At 61.7% G+C, this 15,821-nt stretch carries 15 protein-coding genes; 10 read left to right on the forward strand and 5 right to left on the reverse strand.

What is annotated here, in order from left to right:
• The 4 genes from CQ041_RS17640 to CQ041_RS17655 all read left to right on the forward strand — a co-directional run.
• A partial coding sequence (locus CQ041_RS17640) for a DUF4129 domain-containing protein (protein ID WP_146116875.1) occupies nt 1-362 on the forward strand: 362 nt, incomplete at its 5' end.
• Complete coding sequence (locus tag CQ041_RS17645) at nt 359-1,516, forward strand: DUF4350 domain-containing protein (RefSeq protein WP_105523791.1); 1,158 nt, start codon at nt 359-361, stop codon at nt 1,514-1,516. The genes CQ041_RS17640 and CQ041_RS17645, both read left to right, overlap by 4 nt.
• On the forward strand, nt 1,513-2,508 hold the full coding sequence (locus CQ041_RS17650; protein WP_105523792.1) for a MoxR family ATPase: 996 nt from the start codon (nt 1,513-1,515) through the stop codon (nt 2,506-2,508). The genes CQ041_RS17645 and CQ041_RS17650 overlap by 4 nt, the downstream gene beginning before the upstream one ends.
• 7 nt (nt 2,509-2,515) lie before the next feature.
• Complete coding sequence (locus tag CQ041_RS17655) at nt 2,516-3,847, forward strand: DUF58 domain-containing protein (protein ID WP_105523793.1); 1,332 nt, start codon at nt 2,516-2,518, stop codon at nt 3,845-3,847.
• 45 nt (nt 3,848-3,892) lie between these two features.
• On the opposite strand, the gene CQ041_RS17660 is transcribed toward CQ041_RS17655, so the two are convergent.
• Together CQ041_RS17660 and CQ041_RS17665 are read right to left on the reverse strand one after the other, a co-directional pair.
• Nucleotides 3,893-4,252, reverse strand: a complete 360-nt coding sequence (locus tag CQ041_RS17660) for a pilus assembly protein PilZ (RefSeq protein WP_105523794.1) — start codon at nt 4,250-4,252, stop codon at nt 3,893-3,895.
• A gap of 219 nt (nt 4,253-4,471) precedes the next feature.
• Complete coding sequence (locus CQ041_RS17665; protein WP_105523795.1) at nt 4,472-4,846, reverse strand: hypothetical protein; 375 nt, start codon at nt 4,844-4,846, stop codon at nt 4,472-4,474.
• Between the two features lie 174 nt (nt 4,847-5,020).
• On the opposite strand from CQ041_RS17665, the gene pyk reads away from it, so the two are divergent.
• Nucleotides 5,021-6,472: a pyruvate kinase gene (gene pyk, locus CQ041_RS17670; protein WP_105523796.1), complete on the forward strand. Its 1,452-nt coding sequence runs from the start codon at nt 5,021-5,023 to the stop codon at nt 6,470-6,472.
• A 162-nt stretch (nt 6,473-6,634) separates the two neighbouring features.
• On the opposite strand, the gene CQ041_RS17675 is transcribed toward pyk, so the two are convergent.
• Nucleotides 6,635-7,567 carry an iron-sulfur-binding ferredoxin reductase gene (locus CQ041_RS17675; RefSeq protein WP_105523797.1) on the reverse strand — a complete coding sequence of 311 codons (933 nt, stop codon included), beginning with the start codon at nt 7,565-7,567 and terminating at the stop codon, nt 6,635-6,637.
• A 217-nt stretch (nt 7,568-7,784) separates the two neighbouring features.
• Here CQ041_RS17675 and CQ041_RS17680 point away from each other — a divergent pair, with 217 nt between their 5' ends.
• The 5 genes from CQ041_RS17680 to CQ041_RS17700 all read left to right on the forward strand — a co-directional run bounded on the left by CQ041_RS17680 (nt 7,785) and on the right by CQ041_RS17700 (nt 14,951).
• Entirely contained in the window at nt 7,785-9,308 is a 1,524-nt protein-coding gene (locus CQ041_RS17680; protein WP_016971118.1) for a fumarate hydratase, read from the forward strand.
• 152 nt (nt 9,309-9,460) lie between these two features.
• On the forward strand, nt 9,461-11,227 hold the full coding sequence (locus CQ041_RS17685) for an ATP-binding protein (RefSeq protein ID WP_105523798.1): 1,767 nt from the start codon (nt 9,461-9,463) through the stop codon (nt 11,225-11,227).
• On the forward strand, nt 11,221-12,546 hold the full coding sequence (locus CQ041_RS17690) for a sigma-54 dependent transcriptional regulator (protein WP_105523799.1): 1,326 nt from the start codon (nt 11,221-11,223) through the stop codon (nt 12,544-12,546). The genes CQ041_RS17685 and CQ041_RS17690 overlap by 7 nt, the downstream gene beginning before the upstream one ends.
• A gap of 293 nt (nt 12,547-12,839) precedes the next feature.
• The gene (locus tag CQ041_RS17695; protein WP_105523800.1) at nt 12,840-14,159 is read left to right on the forward strand and encodes an MFS transporter; all 1,320 of its coding nucleotides are present in this window, start codon (nt 12,840-12,842) and stop codon (nt 14,157-14,159) included.
• A 159-nt stretch (nt 14,160-14,318) separates the two neighbouring features.
• A complete protein-coding gene (locus CQ041_RS17700; protein WP_105523801.1) occupies nt 14,319-14,951 on the forward strand; it encodes a flavin reductase family protein in 633 nt (210 codons plus the stop codon).
• Nucleotides 14,952-15,017: 66 nt separating this feature from the next.
• Here the strand turns inward: CQ041_RS17700 and CQ041_RS17705 are convergent, their stop codons facing one another.
• Both CQ041_RS17705 and CQ041_RS17710 read right to left on the reverse strand, forming a co-directional pair.
• Nucleotides 15,018-15,263 (reverse strand): hypothetical protein, encoded by a 246-nt coding sequence (locus CQ041_RS17705; RefSeq protein WP_105523802.1) that lies wholly within the window; start codon nt 15,261-15,263, stop codon nt 15,018-15,020.
• Between the two features lie 41 nt (nt 15,264-15,304).
• Nucleotides 15,305-15,646: an antibiotic biosynthesis monooxygenase family protein gene (locus CQ041_RS17710; protein WP_105523803.1), complete on the reverse strand. Its 342-nt coding sequence runs from the start codon at nt 15,644-15,646 to the stop codon at nt 15,305-15,307.
• Nucleotides 15,647-15,821: the final 175 nt, after the last annotated feature.

The following is a 15,821-nucleotide window of genomic DNA, read 5'->3' on the forward strand; positions in this document are numbered from 1 at the left end:
CTCCCCCACCCACCCAACTCTTTGGCCTGAACCTGGGCACCGACACCTTGCCGGATGACATCGCCAGCGTCGTCGAGCAGCTATGGTCGACCCAGCCGCGTGAAGCCCTTGGCCTGCTCTATCGCGGTTTGCTCAACCGGCTGCTGAACGATTTCAACTTGCCACTCACAAACGCCGACACCGAAGGCCAGGTCTTGCAGCGCGTGCATCAACTGCAGCAACCTCAACTGGTGGCGTTCAGCGCCGAGCTGACCCACCACTGGCAAAACCTCGCCTATGGCCACCGACTTCCCGCGGCCTCCGCCCAGCAAAAGCTGAGCGATGACTGGCGCGCCCTGTTCAACTCGAAGGCCATCACATGAACAGGCTTTGGATTGGGATAGGGATGTTGCTGGCGTGCCTGTTGGCAGCAGGCGGCTTTGTCGTCTGGAGCAAAGCCATTCCCTATGACGAAGTCGTGGAACGCGGGCCCTCTCCCGAAGCACAGGCCAATCCCTACCTGGCGGCCGAACACTTCCTGCGCCGGCAAGGCCTTGCGGTCGAACATGCCAGCAACCTTGAGCGCCTGGCGACTTTGCCACCCAAGGGCAACAGCTTGTTGTTGCTGGGTGAACGCAGCTATATGTCATCCCGTCAGGTCGAGCAACTGCTCAACTGGGTCAAGTCCGGCGGCCATCTGCTGCTGGTCGCCGAAGCCCTGTGGGATGAAGAGGCCGGTAAGAGCGGTGACCTGTTACTTGACCGCCTGCCTATCCACCAGACCCTGAGCGACGAACCTGAAGAACCGGCGCCAACACAGAAGAAGAAAAAACCGGACCTCACCAAGCTCTACGTCGACAATGAAACGGCCCCGGCCTACTTCAGCTTCGATACCGACTTCAACCTCACCGACCCTACGCATCTGGCGCAGTTCTCGGCCAATAGCGCAACGTCCAGCCACCTGATGCAACTTGACCTCGGCAAGGGACGGGTGACAGTGATCACCGACAGTGACCTGTGGAAAACCCCGGCCATCGGCAAGCACGACAACGCCTGGCTGCTGTGGTACCTGAACCAGGGCACTGCCGTGACCTTATTGTTCAATAGCGATTTCGACAATCTGCTCACCCTGCTGCTGCGCTATTTCCCTCAGGCGCTGGTCGCACTCTTTGCCTTGGTCATCCTGGTTATCTGGCACGCCAGCTTGCGGAGCGGTCCCCTCCAGCCTCCCGCGCCGAAGGCACGTCGCCAGTTGCAGGAACACCTCAAGGCCAGCGCCGACTTCCTGCTGCGCCGCAGTGGCCACGCCACGCTGTTGCAAGCCTTGCAGCGCGACATTCTGCGCGCCGCCCGCAAACGCCACCCGGGCTTTGAACACCTGGGCAGTGACGAACAGTGGCGCGCGCTTGAGCACCTGACGCGCCAACCCTCTCACGTCATCAGCCAGGCCCTTGGCCCCATCCCGACGAAACGGCTTTCCAGCGCCGATTTCAGCCGGCAGGTGGCTTGTCTGCAAACCCTCAGGAATGCCCTATGACTGATTTTCCAAACACCACTGCCCCCGCCAGCGACACCCTGCAACGTGCCAGCCAGCAGGCCCAGGCCCTGCGCGCGGAGTTACGCAAGGCGGTGATCGGCCAGGACCGGGTGATCGACGAAGTGCTGATCGCACTGATCGCTGGCGGCCACGTGCTGCTCGAAGGGGTTCCAGGTCTGGGCAAGACGTTGTTGGTTCGCGCATTGGCACGCTGCTTCGAGGGCGACTTTGCGCGGATCCAGTTCACCCCCGACCTGATGCCCAGCGATGTCACCGGTCACGCTGTCTACGACCTGCGTACCGAACAGTTCAAGTTGCGCAAAGGACCGGTTTTCACCCATCTGTTGCTTGCTGACGAAATCAACCGTGCCCCCGCCAAGACCCAGGCGGCGCTGCTGGAAGCCATGCAGGAACGGCAAGTCACCCTCGAAGGCGAGGCGCTGCCTATCGGCCAACCGTTCATGGTGCTCGCGACCCAGAACCCTATCGAACAGGAAGGGACATATCCCCTGCCGGAAGCCGAGCTGGACCGTTTCATGCTCAAGGTACGCATGGACTACCCCGATGCCCTGCAGGAGCTGGATATGGTGCGCGAAGTCACGCGCTCATCCCAGGCCGACATGCTGGAGGTGCAACCACTGCGCACGGTGTTGCAGGCTGAAGATGTGGTGCAGTTGCAGCAAGTCGCCAGCGATCTCGCCCTCGATGAACACGTACTCGACTATGCCGTGCGCCTAGCAAGGGCCACCCGTAGCTGGCCGGGACTCGCCATCGGCGCCGGCCCACGGGCGTCGATTGCGCTGGTACGCAGTGCCCGTGCGTGCGCCTTGCTGCGCGGCGGCGAGTTCGTCACCCCGGATGACGTCAAGGGATGCGCCCTGGCCGTGCTTCGCCACCGCGTGCGCATCGCTCCAGAGCTGGATATCGACGGGCTTGAGGTCGATCAGGTACTCAAGCAACTGCTCGATCAGATTCCGGCCCCAAGGCAATGAGCTGCCGATGAAACCGAACCGTCTGCTGTTGATCTGGCTAGGCTTGCTGCTGGGTGTGAATACCCTGTTGGGCGCAGCTGCCGCGTTGCAGTACAAGGTACCCGACACCTTGTATTCGGTGGCTTGGGGCCTGCTCCTGGCACTGATGCTGCTCGCCCTGCTGGACGCTCTGCGACTGCGCCGTATTCCAACCCCGCGAGTACGCCGGCAGATGCCTGGTAGCCTTGCCCTTGGGCACTGGTGCGAGGTACGCCTGACGCTGGAGCATGATTACCCTCAGCCAATGACGGTGCAGGTGTTCGATCACGTCCCGGATGGGCTGGGTGTGGAAAACATGCCTCAGAACATCGCGCTCAAACCTGACGAACACAGCGAGTTGGGTTATCGCCTGCGCCCCTCGCGGCGCGGGCATTTTCGTTTCAGCCGCTGTGAAATCTACCTGCCCAGCCCGCTGGGAATGTGGTCCTCGCGGCGTTTTATCCAGGCCGAGGATGTCACCCGTGTGTACCCGGACTTTGCACGCCTTGCCGGTGCACAACTGCTGGGTGTGGATAACTGGCTAAGCCAACTGGGCGTGCGTCAATACCCGCGGCGCGGGTTGGGGCTGGAGTTTCATCAATTACGCGAGTTTCGCGATGGCGACAGCCTGCGGCAGATTGACTGGAAGGCCACCGCGCGACAGCGTACGCCCATTGCCCGGGAGTATCAGGACGAACGCGACCAGCAGATCCTGTTCATGCTGGATTGCGGCCGACGCATGCGCAGCCAGGATGGTGAGTTGTCTCACTTTGACCACGCGCTCAACGCTTGCCTGCTGCTCGGCTACGTTGCCTTGCGTCAGGGTGACGCGGTGGGGCTGAGCACCTTTGCCGGCGACCAACCGCTCTATCTGCCACCGGCCAAGGGCACCAGCCAGTTGAACGTGCTGCTCAACGCAGTGTATGACCTGGACACCACCCGGCGCGCCGCCGACTACCAGGCCGCCGCGAGCCAGCTACTGGCCCGACAAAAGCGCCGCGCATTGGTGGTCGTGGTCACAAACGTGCGGGACGAAGATGATGAGGCACTGCTGACCGCCGTCAAGCGCATAAGCCGTCAACACCGGGTACTGGTGGCCAGTTTGCGTGAGGAGATCCTCGACCACCTGCGCCACTCCCCTGTGCAAACCGTGTCCGAAGCGCTGGCCTACAGCGGCACGGTCGATTACCTCAATGCCCGCGATGAACTGCATGACCGATTGAGCGCACATGGCGTGGCGGTGCTGGACAGCGTGCCATCCGAGCTGGGCGCAGACTTGGTCACCCGCTACCTGGGTTGGAAGAAAGCAGGCGTGTTTTGAACCGGTGAGGAGCAACGCCCATACCGGCTCGACCACGCAGGAGAATCAGGCCGAAGCCTGCAAGGGATCAAAACTGAAGTAATGCAAGAGGGCGTTGATCAGGTACCCGTACTCGTCGCAAGCCTGCAGTACGCGGAATCCGGAATCGTAATGCTGCGGGTTGATGTCCTCCTGGCTCCACAGGCAGGTCGCCGTAAAGTCGACAGGGTGGTAAGTGCCGTCAGCCTTGGGAATCTTCACGCGCAGTTCAAAATCGACATTCACCATCATGGGCAACTGGCTGATCAACATCAGCCCGTCTTGCGAAACATTGCCCAGGAAACCTAAAGGTTTGTCGGTGAGCCGGTTGAATACTTGCAGGAAACAAGAAAGCTGATGCCGCTCGATCCGTCGCTCGGTAAACATAGTGAGATCGTCATCCTTTGGCCAGGACTCTGGCCGCGCCAGTGATTCGGAACGGGCGACAACGGCCCGCTCTCCCTGGATATCGGTGTGACAACACAGTGCCACTAGACCGCTGCCGAATCCGGGTCCCTCATACGTTCGAACAGAAACTTGTACAAACGAACATTTAAAGGATAGCCCAAGACTGGCAGCGGGCCAGCTATGAAATGACGAATATCATCACAAAGATGCAGGACGCGGCGGGATGGTGCTTGCGCCGCGGTAGTAACCCAGCTGTTGCAGGGTGTCGAGCCTGGCGCGAGCGCGGTAGGCGTACTCACTCGACGGGAATTGGTTGATGATGAATTGGTAGGTCTGTGCGGCGTCGACAAACAGTTTCTGGCGCTCCAGGCATTGACCTCGCAACATCGAAACTTCCGGCTGCACATAGCGCCGCGTGCGGCTTTCACGGTCGACCTGGGACAACTCCAGGGTCACGCGCTCGCAATCACCAACCTTGTAGGCACGGTAAGCGTTGTTCAAATGGTGGTCCATCGACCAACGGGTACAGCCGACAACACTGACGGCCAGGGCAGCAATGAGCAAAATTCGCATTAGGGTTCTCCTGTCTTGTGCAGTGTATCGACCCCTTGGCAAAAATCTTCAAGGTTGTTCGTCATGACGCCGCAACGAAAACAAGTCAATCGTCGATAAGTAGTGCAAACGAACAATGACTACAACGAAAGAGCATAGTAGCCTTCCCCAGCGCTTGAACTCAGGAGTCTGTGCATGTCCGTCCGTCGTACCAAAATCGTCGCCACCCTTGGCCCGGCCAGCAACTCGCCGGAAGTCCTCGAACAGCTGATTCTGGCTGGTTTGGACGTTGCCCGTCTGAACTTCTCCCACGGCACCCCGGACGAGCACAAGGCTCGCGCCAAGCTGGTGCGTGACCTGGCCGCCAAACATGGCCGCTTTGTCGCACTGCTGGGTGACCTGCAAGGCCCGAAAATCCGTATCGCCAAATTCGCCAACAAGCGAATCGAGCTGAAGATCGGTGACACCTTCACCTTCTCCACCAGCCACCCGCTGACCGAAGGCAACCAGCAAGTCGTGGGTATCGATTACCCGGACCTGGTCAAGGACTGCGGCGTCGGTGACGAGCTGCTGCTGGATGACGGCCGCGTTGTGATGCGCGTCGACACCGCGACCCCGACCGAACTGCATTGCACCGTGATCATCGGCGGCCCGCTGTCCGACCATAAAGGCATCAACCGTCGTGGGGGTGGCTTGACCGCACCGGCCCTGACTGAAAAAGACAAGGCTGACATCAAGCTCGCCGCCGAAATGGAAGTGGACTACCTCGCCGTGTCCTTCCCGCGCGACGCTGCCGACATGGAATACGCCCGTAAACTGCGTGACGAAGCCGGCGGCACCGCTTGGCTGGTGGCGAAGATCGAACGCGCCGAAGCCGTGGCCGATGACGAAACCCTCGACGGCCTGATCAAGGCTTCCGACGCGGTCATGGTTGCCCGTGGCGACCTGGGTGTGGAAATCGGCGACGCCGAACTGATCGGTATCCAGAAAAAGATCATCCTGCACGCACGCCGTCACAACAAAGCGGTGATCGTGGCGACCCAGATGATGGAGTCGATGATCCAGAACCCGATGCCGACCCGCGCCGAAGTGTCCGACGTGGCCAACGCCGTGCTCGACTACACCGACGCCGTGATGCTCTCGGCCGAAAGTGCTGCTGGCCCGTACCCGCTGGAAGCGGTGCAAGCCATGGCGCGTATCTGCCTCGGCGCTGAAAAGCACCCGACCAGCAAGACCTCCAGCCACCGCATCGGCAAAGAGTTCGAAAGCTGCGACCAGAGCATCGCGCTGGCCGCCATGTACACCGCCAACCACTTCCCGGGCGTGAAAGCGATCATCGCCCTGACCGAAAGTGGCTACACGCCGTTGATCATGTCGCGCATCCGTTCCTCGGTGCCGATCTACGCGTTCACCCCGCACCGCGAAGCCCAGGCTCGCGCAGCGATGTTCCGTGGCGTGTACACCATTCCGTTCGATCCGGCTTCGCTGGCACCGAACGAAGTCAGCCAGGCCGCCATTGATGAGCTGGTCAAGCGTGGCGTCGTGGAGAAAGGCGACTGGGTCATCCTGACCAAGGGCGACAGCTACCACACCACCGGTGGCACCAATGGCATGAAGATCCTGCACGTGGGCGACCCGCAGGTCTAAGTGACACGCTGAAAAACAAAAAGCCCCGCCCTGTGAATGGCGGGGCTTTTTGCATTTCAGAGTGACCTGCCGGCTCTCAGGGCCTCATCGCGGGCAAGCCCCGCCAGCCCAAGAGTCAGCGCCAGCTGATATCAGTGCTGCAGCGGCTGTAGAACCCGGCGCTCAACCACGTGGCAGGAACACATCGGCCAGCAGTTGATTGCGCGGCAGGCCCGCCAGGAACAAGCGCTTGGAAAACGCCTCGACACTGGCCGGGTGCCCGCAAAGCAACGCCAGCGTCTGCCGCGAAACCACCCGCAGTTGCGCCAATGCCTGGGTCGCCTGCGCCGCCGTCCACAGCTCCACCGTCACGTTGGGATGCTGTGCGGCCAGTTGCGCCAGGGGGTCGGCCAGGTAATGCCCGTCCGCATCATGGGCCAGATGAATCACACGAATGGCGCCCTGATGGTCCTGGCGCAACGCCTCGCGCAACACGCCCCACAACGGGCCCAGCCCCGTGCCCGACGCCAGCAGCCACAACGGCCGGGCTTGCCAGTCCGGGTCATAGTGCAGCGCGCCGCCGCGCAGTTCGCCCAAGCGTAAACAGTTGCCAACCTGCAATTGTCGGGCAAGCGTGCTGAACTCACCGGGTAACCGACAATCGAGGTGAAACTCCAGAAACCCATCCTCCTGCGGCAGGCTCGCCAGGGAATACGGCCGCGCCACCTGCCCCGCCCACAACACCAGATGTTGCCCCGCGCGATAACGCAGGCCACGCTCCGGTTGCAGGCGCAGGCGCAGCACCGACGGGCTCAGCCAATCGGCACCGACCACCTCGGCCGCCAGACCGTCGCGAGCGGGGTCAAATGCGTCAACCCGCAGGTCGCCGCTGACCTGGCACTGACACGCCAGACGCCAACCATCCTGGCGTTGCGCCGGGCTCAGCGCATCCGGCTGCCGGTCAGTAACTTCGCCGTCACATCGCACCAGGCAGGCATGGCAACTGCCGGCGCGGCAACTGTAGGGCACGGCCACACCCGCCTGGTTCAAGGCATCCAGCAGGTTACTGCCGGTGGACACCGACCAATGGCGTTCGCCGACGTACAGTTCAGGCATATAAAGGTCTCAATCACCGGGGACGCGCACAGGGAATCATGCCTGCGACAGTTTGACCATAGTCGGGTGTATCGGCCACCGCGCCGGGTTATACTGCCGCGCCTTTTTAGCGTCGCGCCTGCACCATTTTGGCGTGCCTTGGAAAGGTGGCTTCAGCCGACCGATGCAACACTGAAGCCACCTTTATTGAATGTTCCCTTATAGAGGAGCGCGACTCATGACCGTGATCAAGCAAGACGACCTGATTCAGAGCGTTGCCGACGCCCTGCAATTCATCTCCTATTACCACCCCGTTGATTTCATCCAGGCCATGCACGAAGCCTACCTGCGCGAAGAATCGCCAGCGGCCCGTGACTCCATCGCCCAGATCCTGATCAACTCGCGCATGTGCGCCACCGGCCATCGCCCGATCTGCCAGGACACCGGTATCGTCACCGTGTTCGTGCGCGTGGGCATGGACGTCCGTTGGGATGGCGCCACCATGGGCCTGGACGACATGATCAACGAAGGCGTGCGTCGCGCCTACAACCTGCCGGAAAACGTCCTGCGTGCATCCATCCTCGCCGACCCGGCAGGCGCGCGTAAAAACACCAAGGACAACACCCCGGCGGTCATCCACTACTCCATCGTCCCGGGTAATACCGTGGAAGTGGACGTGGCGGCCAAGGGCGGCGGTTCCGAGAACAAGTCGAAAATGGCCATGCTCAACCCGTCCGACTCGATCGTTGACTGGGTGCTCAAGACCGTTCCGACCATGGGCGCCGGCTGGTGCCCACCGGGCATGCTCGGTATCGGCATCGGCGGCACCGCCGAGAAAGCTGCGGTGATGGCCAAGGAAGTGTTGATGGAATCCATCGACATCCACGAGCTGAAAAAACGCGGCCCGCAGAACCGCATCGAAGAGATGCGCCTGGAGCTGTTCGAGAAGGTCAACCAACTGGGCATCGGCGCCCAGGGCCTGGGTGGCCTGACCACCGTGCTCGACGTGAAGATCATGGACTACCCGACCCACGCCGCCTCCCTGCCGGTGTGCATGATCCCCAACTGCGCCGCCACCCGTCACGCGCACTTCGTGCTCGACGGCTCGGGCCCGGCGTCGCTGGAAGCGCCACCGCTGGACGCCTACCCGGAAATCGTCTGGGAAGCCGGCCCGTCGGCCCGTCGCGTCAACCTCGACACCCTTACCCCGGAAGAAGTGCAGAGCTGGCAGCCGGGCGAAACCGTCCTGCTCAACGGCAAGATGCTCACCGGTCGCGACGCCGCGCACAAGCGCATGGTCGAGATGCTGAACAAGGGCGAAACCCTGCCGGTGGACCTCAAGGGTCGCTTCATCTACTACGTCGGCCCGGTTGATCCGGTGCGCGAAGAAGTGGTTGGCCCGGCGGGCCCGACCACCGCGACGCGGATGGACAAGTTCACCCGTCAGATCCTCGAACAAACCGGCCTGTTGGGCATGATCGGCAAATCCGAGCGCGGCCCGACCGCCATCGAAGCGATCAAGGACCATAAAGCCGTGTACCTGATGGCCGTCGGCGGCGCCGCTTACCTGGTGGCGCAAGCCATCAAGAAGTCCCGCGTTGTCGCCTTCGCCGAGCTGGGTATGGAAGCGATCTACGAGTTCGACGTCAAAGACATGCCGGTCACCGTTGCCGTGGACAGCAAGGGCGAATCCGTCCATATCACTGGCCCTGCCATCTGGCAGAAAAAAATCAGTGAGAGCCTGGCGGTAGAAGTGCAGTAAGCACTTTCCCGGCAAAAAAATGTGGGAGGGGGCTTGCCCCCGATCGCGCAGTATCAGTCAACACATTCGGTGACTGACACTGCGCTATCGGGAGCAAGCCCCCTCCCACAATGGTATGGTGCACTCCCCTCACTGCACCTGCTCATCCCCGTATGATCGTGATCCCCCGCCCCCTGCGCCTGACCTTCTATTCCCTGTTGATCATCGCCGGTGCGGTGCTGGCTGCCGCCCTGGCTACCCGTCATGCCGAACGCCAGGCGTTGGTAGACGACGCCGCTCGCGCCAACCAGCAATTAGCGCTGTACGCCAATTCCCTGCACACCTTGATCGAACGCTACCGCGCCCTGCCCGCGGTACTGGCGCTGGACTCGGAGATGATCAGCGCGTTGAAGGGCCCGCTGGACGCTGTCACCCAGGACGTACTCAACCGCAAGCTGGAGCGCATCAACGGCGCGGCGCAATCTTCCACGCTTGAGCTGATGGACCGCACCGGCCTGGCCGTGGCCGCCAGTAACTGGAACCTGCCCAGCAGTTACGTTGGCCACAACTACGCGTTTCGCCCTTATTTCAGCCAGACCCTGAGCCAGGGCACCGGTCGCTTTTACGCGGTGGGAGTGACCACCGGCGTGCCGGGGTACTTCCTCTCCAGCGCCGTGCTCGATGAGCACGAGCAGTTCCTCGGCGCCATGGTGGTCAAGCTGGAGTTCCCGGAGCTTGAGCGCGAATGGGCCCAGGGCAATGACTTGCTGCTGGTCAGCGACGCCCGGGGCATCGTGTTTATCGCCAATCAACCCGGATGGCGTTATCGCAACCTGCGGCCGCTGTCCGCCAACGATCTGGCAGAGCTCAAGGCCACCCGCCAATATGACAAGAAGCAACTGCAACCTCTGGACACCCAGGCGTTGCAACGTTTCGACGACAACAGCCACTTGGTACGCGTCAATGGCCCCGACGGCAATGCCAATTACATCTGGGAATCCCTGCCGCTCAAAGCCGAAGGCTGGACCTTGCACCTGTTGCGCAAGCCGCAGTTTGCGTTTGAGGACCAGCGCAATGCCGGCCTTGCCGCCGCCGGATCCTGGCTGGCGCTGGTGTTTCTGGCGCTGTTCCTGAACCAACGCTGGCGCCTGGCCAGGATGCGCCAACGCAGTCGCGCAGAGCTTGAGCAACTGGTGGAAGAACGCACCCAGGCCCTGCGCACGGCCCAGGACGGACTGGTGCAATCGGCCAAGCTGGCAGCACTGGGGCAGATGTCCGCCGCGCTCGCGCACGAGATCAACCAGCCACTGACCGCCCAGCGCATGCAGCTGGCGACCTTGCGCCTGTTGCTCGACCACGGTCGTGTCGACGATGCCTACAAGGCCCTGACCCCGCTGGACGAAATGCTCACGCGCATGGCCGCGCTCACCGGCCATCTCAAGACCTTCGCACGCAAGAGCCCCAGCGGCCTGCGCGAACGGCTGGATCTGGCCAGGGTGGTCGACCAGTCCCTGCACTTGCTCGACGCGCGACTGCGTGATGAAGGCATTGGCGTGGTGCTGGACCTGACCCGACCGGCGTGGGTACGTGGCGACGCGATCCGCCTGGAACAAGTGTTGATCAACCTGCTGCGCAACGCCCTCGACGCCATGACCGACAAACCGCGCAAACGCCTTGAAATCCGCCTGCACGCCGACCAACAGTTGTGGCGATTGAGCGTCAGCGACAGCGGCGGCGGGATTGCCGAGGACCACCTCACCAGTGTGTTCGACCCGTTCTTCACCACCAAGCCGGTGGGTGACGGGCTCGGTTTGGGGCTGGCCGTGTCCTACGCTATCGTGCACGAACTGGGCGGACGCCTGACCGCCGGCAACCAGGGCGACGGTGCCGTGTTCACCCTCACCCTGCCTATCGCGCTGGAGACACCCGAGCCATGTTGAATGCGGTGATTGTGGTCGATGATGAAGCGAGCATTCTTACGGCTGTCGAACAGTGGTTGAGCCTGTCTGGGTTTGACGTGCAGGTGTTCAGCCGCGCCGAAGAATGCCTGGCGCAATTGCCCAGGGACTTTCCCGGGGTGATCCTGAGCGACGTGCGCATGCCCGGTCTCGGTGGCCTCGAACTGCTGGCCGAGGTGCAGCGCCGCGACGCCGACCTGCCGGTGATCCTGCTCACCGGCCACGGCGATGTGCCGATGGCGGTCGAAGCCATGCGTGACGGCGCCTACGACTTTCTGGAAAAACCCTTCAGCCCCGATGCCCTGCTCAACAGCCTGCGCCGAGCCTTGGATAAACGCGGGCTGATTCTGGAAAACCGGCGCCTGCATCAACAGGCCGACCAGAAGGCCCAATTGGAATCCAGCCTGCTCGGCGTTTCCCGCAGCTTGCAGACCCTGCGCCGCCAGGTGCTGGATCTGGCGAGCCTGCCGGTCAACGTACTGATCCGGGGCGAAACCGGCAGCGGCAAGGAGCTGGTCGCGCGCTGCCTGCATGATTTTGGCCCGCGGGCGAAAAAAGCTTTTGTGGCGCTCAACTGTGCGGCCATCCCCGAGCAGTTGTTTGAAGCCGAGCTGTTCGGCCACGAAAGCGGTGCGTTCACCGGCGCTCAGGGCAAGCGCATCGGCAAGCTGGAATATGCCCACGGCGGCACGTTGTTCCTCGATGAAATCGAAAGCATGCCGCTGGCCCAGCAAGTCAAACTGCTGCGGGTGCTGCAGGAGCAGAAATTGGAACGGCTGGGGTCCAACCAGAGTATCGCGGTGGATTTGCGCATCATCGCCGCCACCAAGCCGGACTTGCTGGAAGAGGCCCGCGCCGGACGCTTTCGCGAAGACCTGGCTTATCGGCTGAACGTGGCACAACTGCGCCTGCCTGCGCTGCGCGAGCGCCGCGAAGATATTCCGCTGCTGTTCGATCACTTTGCCTACAGCGCCGCTCAGCGCATGGGCCGCAACGTCGAGCCGATGAGCGGCGCCCAACTGGGGCGACTGCTCAGCCATGACTGGCCAGGCAATGTACGTGAACTGGCGAACTTCGCCGAACGCCAGGTGCTTGGCCTCGGCGAGCCGGAGCCGGAGGCGATCGAGCCAGGGCAGTCGTTGGCGGCGCAGCAGGAGGCGTTCGAAGCGCATTGCCTGAAAGGCGCGTTGACCCGGCACAAAGGCGATATCAAGGCGGTGCTGGCGGAGCTGCAACTGCCGCGGCGCACGTTGAATGAGAAGATGCAACGGCATGGGTTGGTGCGAGAGATGTTTCTCTAGGCCAATTTTTTATCGCCTGACAGGCCGCCATCGGGGGCAAGCCCCCTCCCACATTCGACCGAGTTCCAAATGTGGAATACGGTCACGTGTGGAAGGGGGCTAGCCCCCGATGAGGCCGGCCGCCATAAGCGGATTTCCGCTCATCACCCTGTAATCATCAGCAACATTCCGCTCAAAAAAATCTTCCAACCCTTCTAGGCCGGGCCTTCGTCCACCTGGCACAGCTCCTGCTATAGCCCAGCAAGGCTGCGCACGCGCCGCTCCACAAAAACAATTAGATGAAGGATCCTTCAATGGATAACTCCAACGCCCTGCCTCTGGGGTCGGCGGCCGCGCCGACGAAAGAGCGCACCACCTCCAGCCGCATCAAATCGATTTTCAGTGGTTCCGTCGGCAACATGGTCGAGTGGTACGACTGGTACGTGTATGCAGCCTTTTCACTGTACTTCGCCAAGACCTTCTTCCCGAAGGGCGACACCACCGCCCAACTGCTCAACACCGCCGCAATCTTCGCCGTGGGCTTCCTGATGCGTCCGATCGGTGGCTGGCTGATGGGCCTCTACGCCGACAAGGTCGGGCGTAAGAAAGCCTTGATGGCCTCGGTCTACCTGATGTGTTTCGGCTCGCTGCTGATTGCGCTGAGCCCGGGTTATGAAATCATTGGTATCGGCGCGCCGATCCTGCTGGTATTCGCCCGCTTGCTGCAGGGGCTGTCGGTGGGTGGCGAATACGGCACCTCCGCTACTTACCTCAGCGAGATGGCCACCAAGGAGCGCCGTGGTTTCTACTCCAGCTTCCAGTACGTGACCCTGATCTCCGGCCAGCTCATCGCCCTCGGCGTGCTGATCGTGCTGCAACAACTGCTGACCACTGAACAACTGTACGCCTGGGGCTGGCGCATCCCGTTCGCCATCGGCGCCCTGTGCGCGGTAGTGGCGCTGTACCTGCGTCGTGGCATGGAAGAAACCGAGTCGTTCACCAAGAAGGCAAAAGCCAAGGAAAGCGCCATGCGCACCTTGATGCGCCATCCCAAGGAACTGATGACCGTGGTCGGCCTGACCATGGGCGGTACGCTGGCGTTCTACACCTACACCACCTACATGCAGAAATACCTGGTGAACACCGTCGGCATGAGCATCTCCGACTCCACCACGATTTCAGCCGCGACCCTGTTCCTGTTCATGTGCCTGCAACCGATTATCGGCGGGCTGTCGGACAAGGTCGGCCGTCGTCCGATCCTGATCGCCTTCGGTGTGCTCGGCACCCTGTGCACCGTGCCCATCCTCACCACCCTGCACACCATCCAGACCTGGTGGGGTGCGTTCTTCCTGATCATGGCGGCACTGATCATCGTCAGCGGCTACACCTCGATCAATGCGGTGGTGAAGGCTGAATTGTTCCCTACCGAAATCCGCGCCCTGGGCGTCGGCCTGCCGTATGCCCTGACCGTGTCGATCTTCGGCGGTACCGCTGAATACATCGCGCTGTGGTTCAAGAGCATCGGCATGGAAACCGGCTACTACTGGTACGTGACCGGGTGTATTGCGGTGTCGTTGCTGGTGTACGTGACCATGAAGGACACGCGCAAGCACTCGCGTATCACCACCGACTAACTCTATGGGCTTCAGTGGGAGCTGGCTTGCCGGCGATAGCATCATCTCGGCGCACCTGAAAAACCGAGGTGCCTGCGTCGCGGGCAAGCCCGGCTCCCACACAACCATGCTTCCACTTTGGTTATGATGTCTGCTCCGAAATCGAGAGCAGAACCGGCCATGTCCGACGATATCCATTTTTACGAACCCGCCAACGGCCACGGCCTGCCACACGATCCGTTCAACGCTATCGTCGGCCCACGGCCGATCGGATGGATCTCGTCCCACGACAGCGAAGGCCGCCTGAACCTGGCGCCCTACAGCTTCTTCAATGCGTTCAACTACATCCCGCCGATCATCGGGTTTTCCAGTGTCGGGCGCAAAGACAGCCTGAACAATATCGAGCAGACCGGCGAGTTCGTCTGGAACCTGGCAACCCGCCCGTTGGCCGAGCAGATGAACCAGAGCTGCGCAGCGGTTTCGCCCGAGGTCAATGAGTTCGAATTGTCCGGCCTGACGCCAGTGGCTTCAAAGATCGTGGGCGTGCCGCGTGTGGGCGAGAGCCCGGTGTCGTTTGAATGCAAGGTCACGCAGATCATCCAACTGCAACGTGCTGACAAAGCGTTGGTGCCGAGCTGGCTGGTGCTGGGTGAAGTGGTGGCGGTGCATATCGCCAAGTGGCTGCTCAAGGATGGCATCTACGACACGGCCGCTGCCGAGCCGATCCTGCGCGGTGGCGGGCCGGCGGATTATTTCCAGCTGGGGCCAGAAGCGCTGTTCAAGATGTACCGCCCAGGTGCCACTCGCCCCTGACTGAAATGCGATTAAAACTGTGGGAGGGGGCAAGCCCCCCTCCCACATTCGAACGAGTAGTATTTTTTAGAATGTGGCGGGTGCCCAGGAAAGCTGGCCTTCTTCATCCACATCTACTAGCCGCTCCAACTGCAACGTTGCCGCATCATCGGCATCGGATGCCGTCTTGAACCTCTGCCCATCAAGAATCTTGTGAAACCTTGGCGCCCCCATGCCATCCAGTGCCTTGACGGCGACGGCGGCGCTGTAGCCGCCCTCCCCCGGTACGACGGCGGAAACGGCTTCGTGGTGGGCAAATTGTTTACGTGCCATGTTGCAGGTCCTGGCCAATGGAAAGTCGGCCATTCTAAACCCTAACCCGCCAGTTGCAGGTACTCACCATAGGCATTGACGGCCGATGCGTCGGTAAAGGTCTGGAAATCCATGCTGCGGACCACCATGTCGTTCAACAACTCGGTGAAGATCACCAGGGCCGGCGAGTTGAAATAGGCGCTCATGGCCTGCTCGCTGCTCCAGAAACCCGAGACCAGCCACACATCGTCGTCAACCTGGGACTGCTGCAACGAAAACTGCAGGCAGCCAGACGCTTGGCGACCCGGTTCGATCAAACTGCTCAAACGTGCACCGAGTTCGGTGCTGCACCCGGTGCGGGCGCGAATAAAGGCCATATGGCTCGCGGGAATGGGGGTGGACATGTTCGACTCTCCCGTTGAGAAGTGATGCTCGGCAAGCACTGTGAGGGCGTGTTGCCACAGGATCAAAGATACCGGTGCAGTTGCCAGCGCGGTTAGTCGATTCCTGCCGGCTTATTGCACAATCCTGCCAGAAGCATAGTGAGGACGATGGCAGCGCCGGCCCACGCCGAACGCC

The sequence above is a fragment of the Pseudomonas sp. MYb60 genome, assembly GCF_002979555.1.
Lineage (GTDB): Bacteria > Pseudomonadota > Gammaproteobacteria > Pseudomonadales > Pseudomonadaceae > Aquipseudomonas.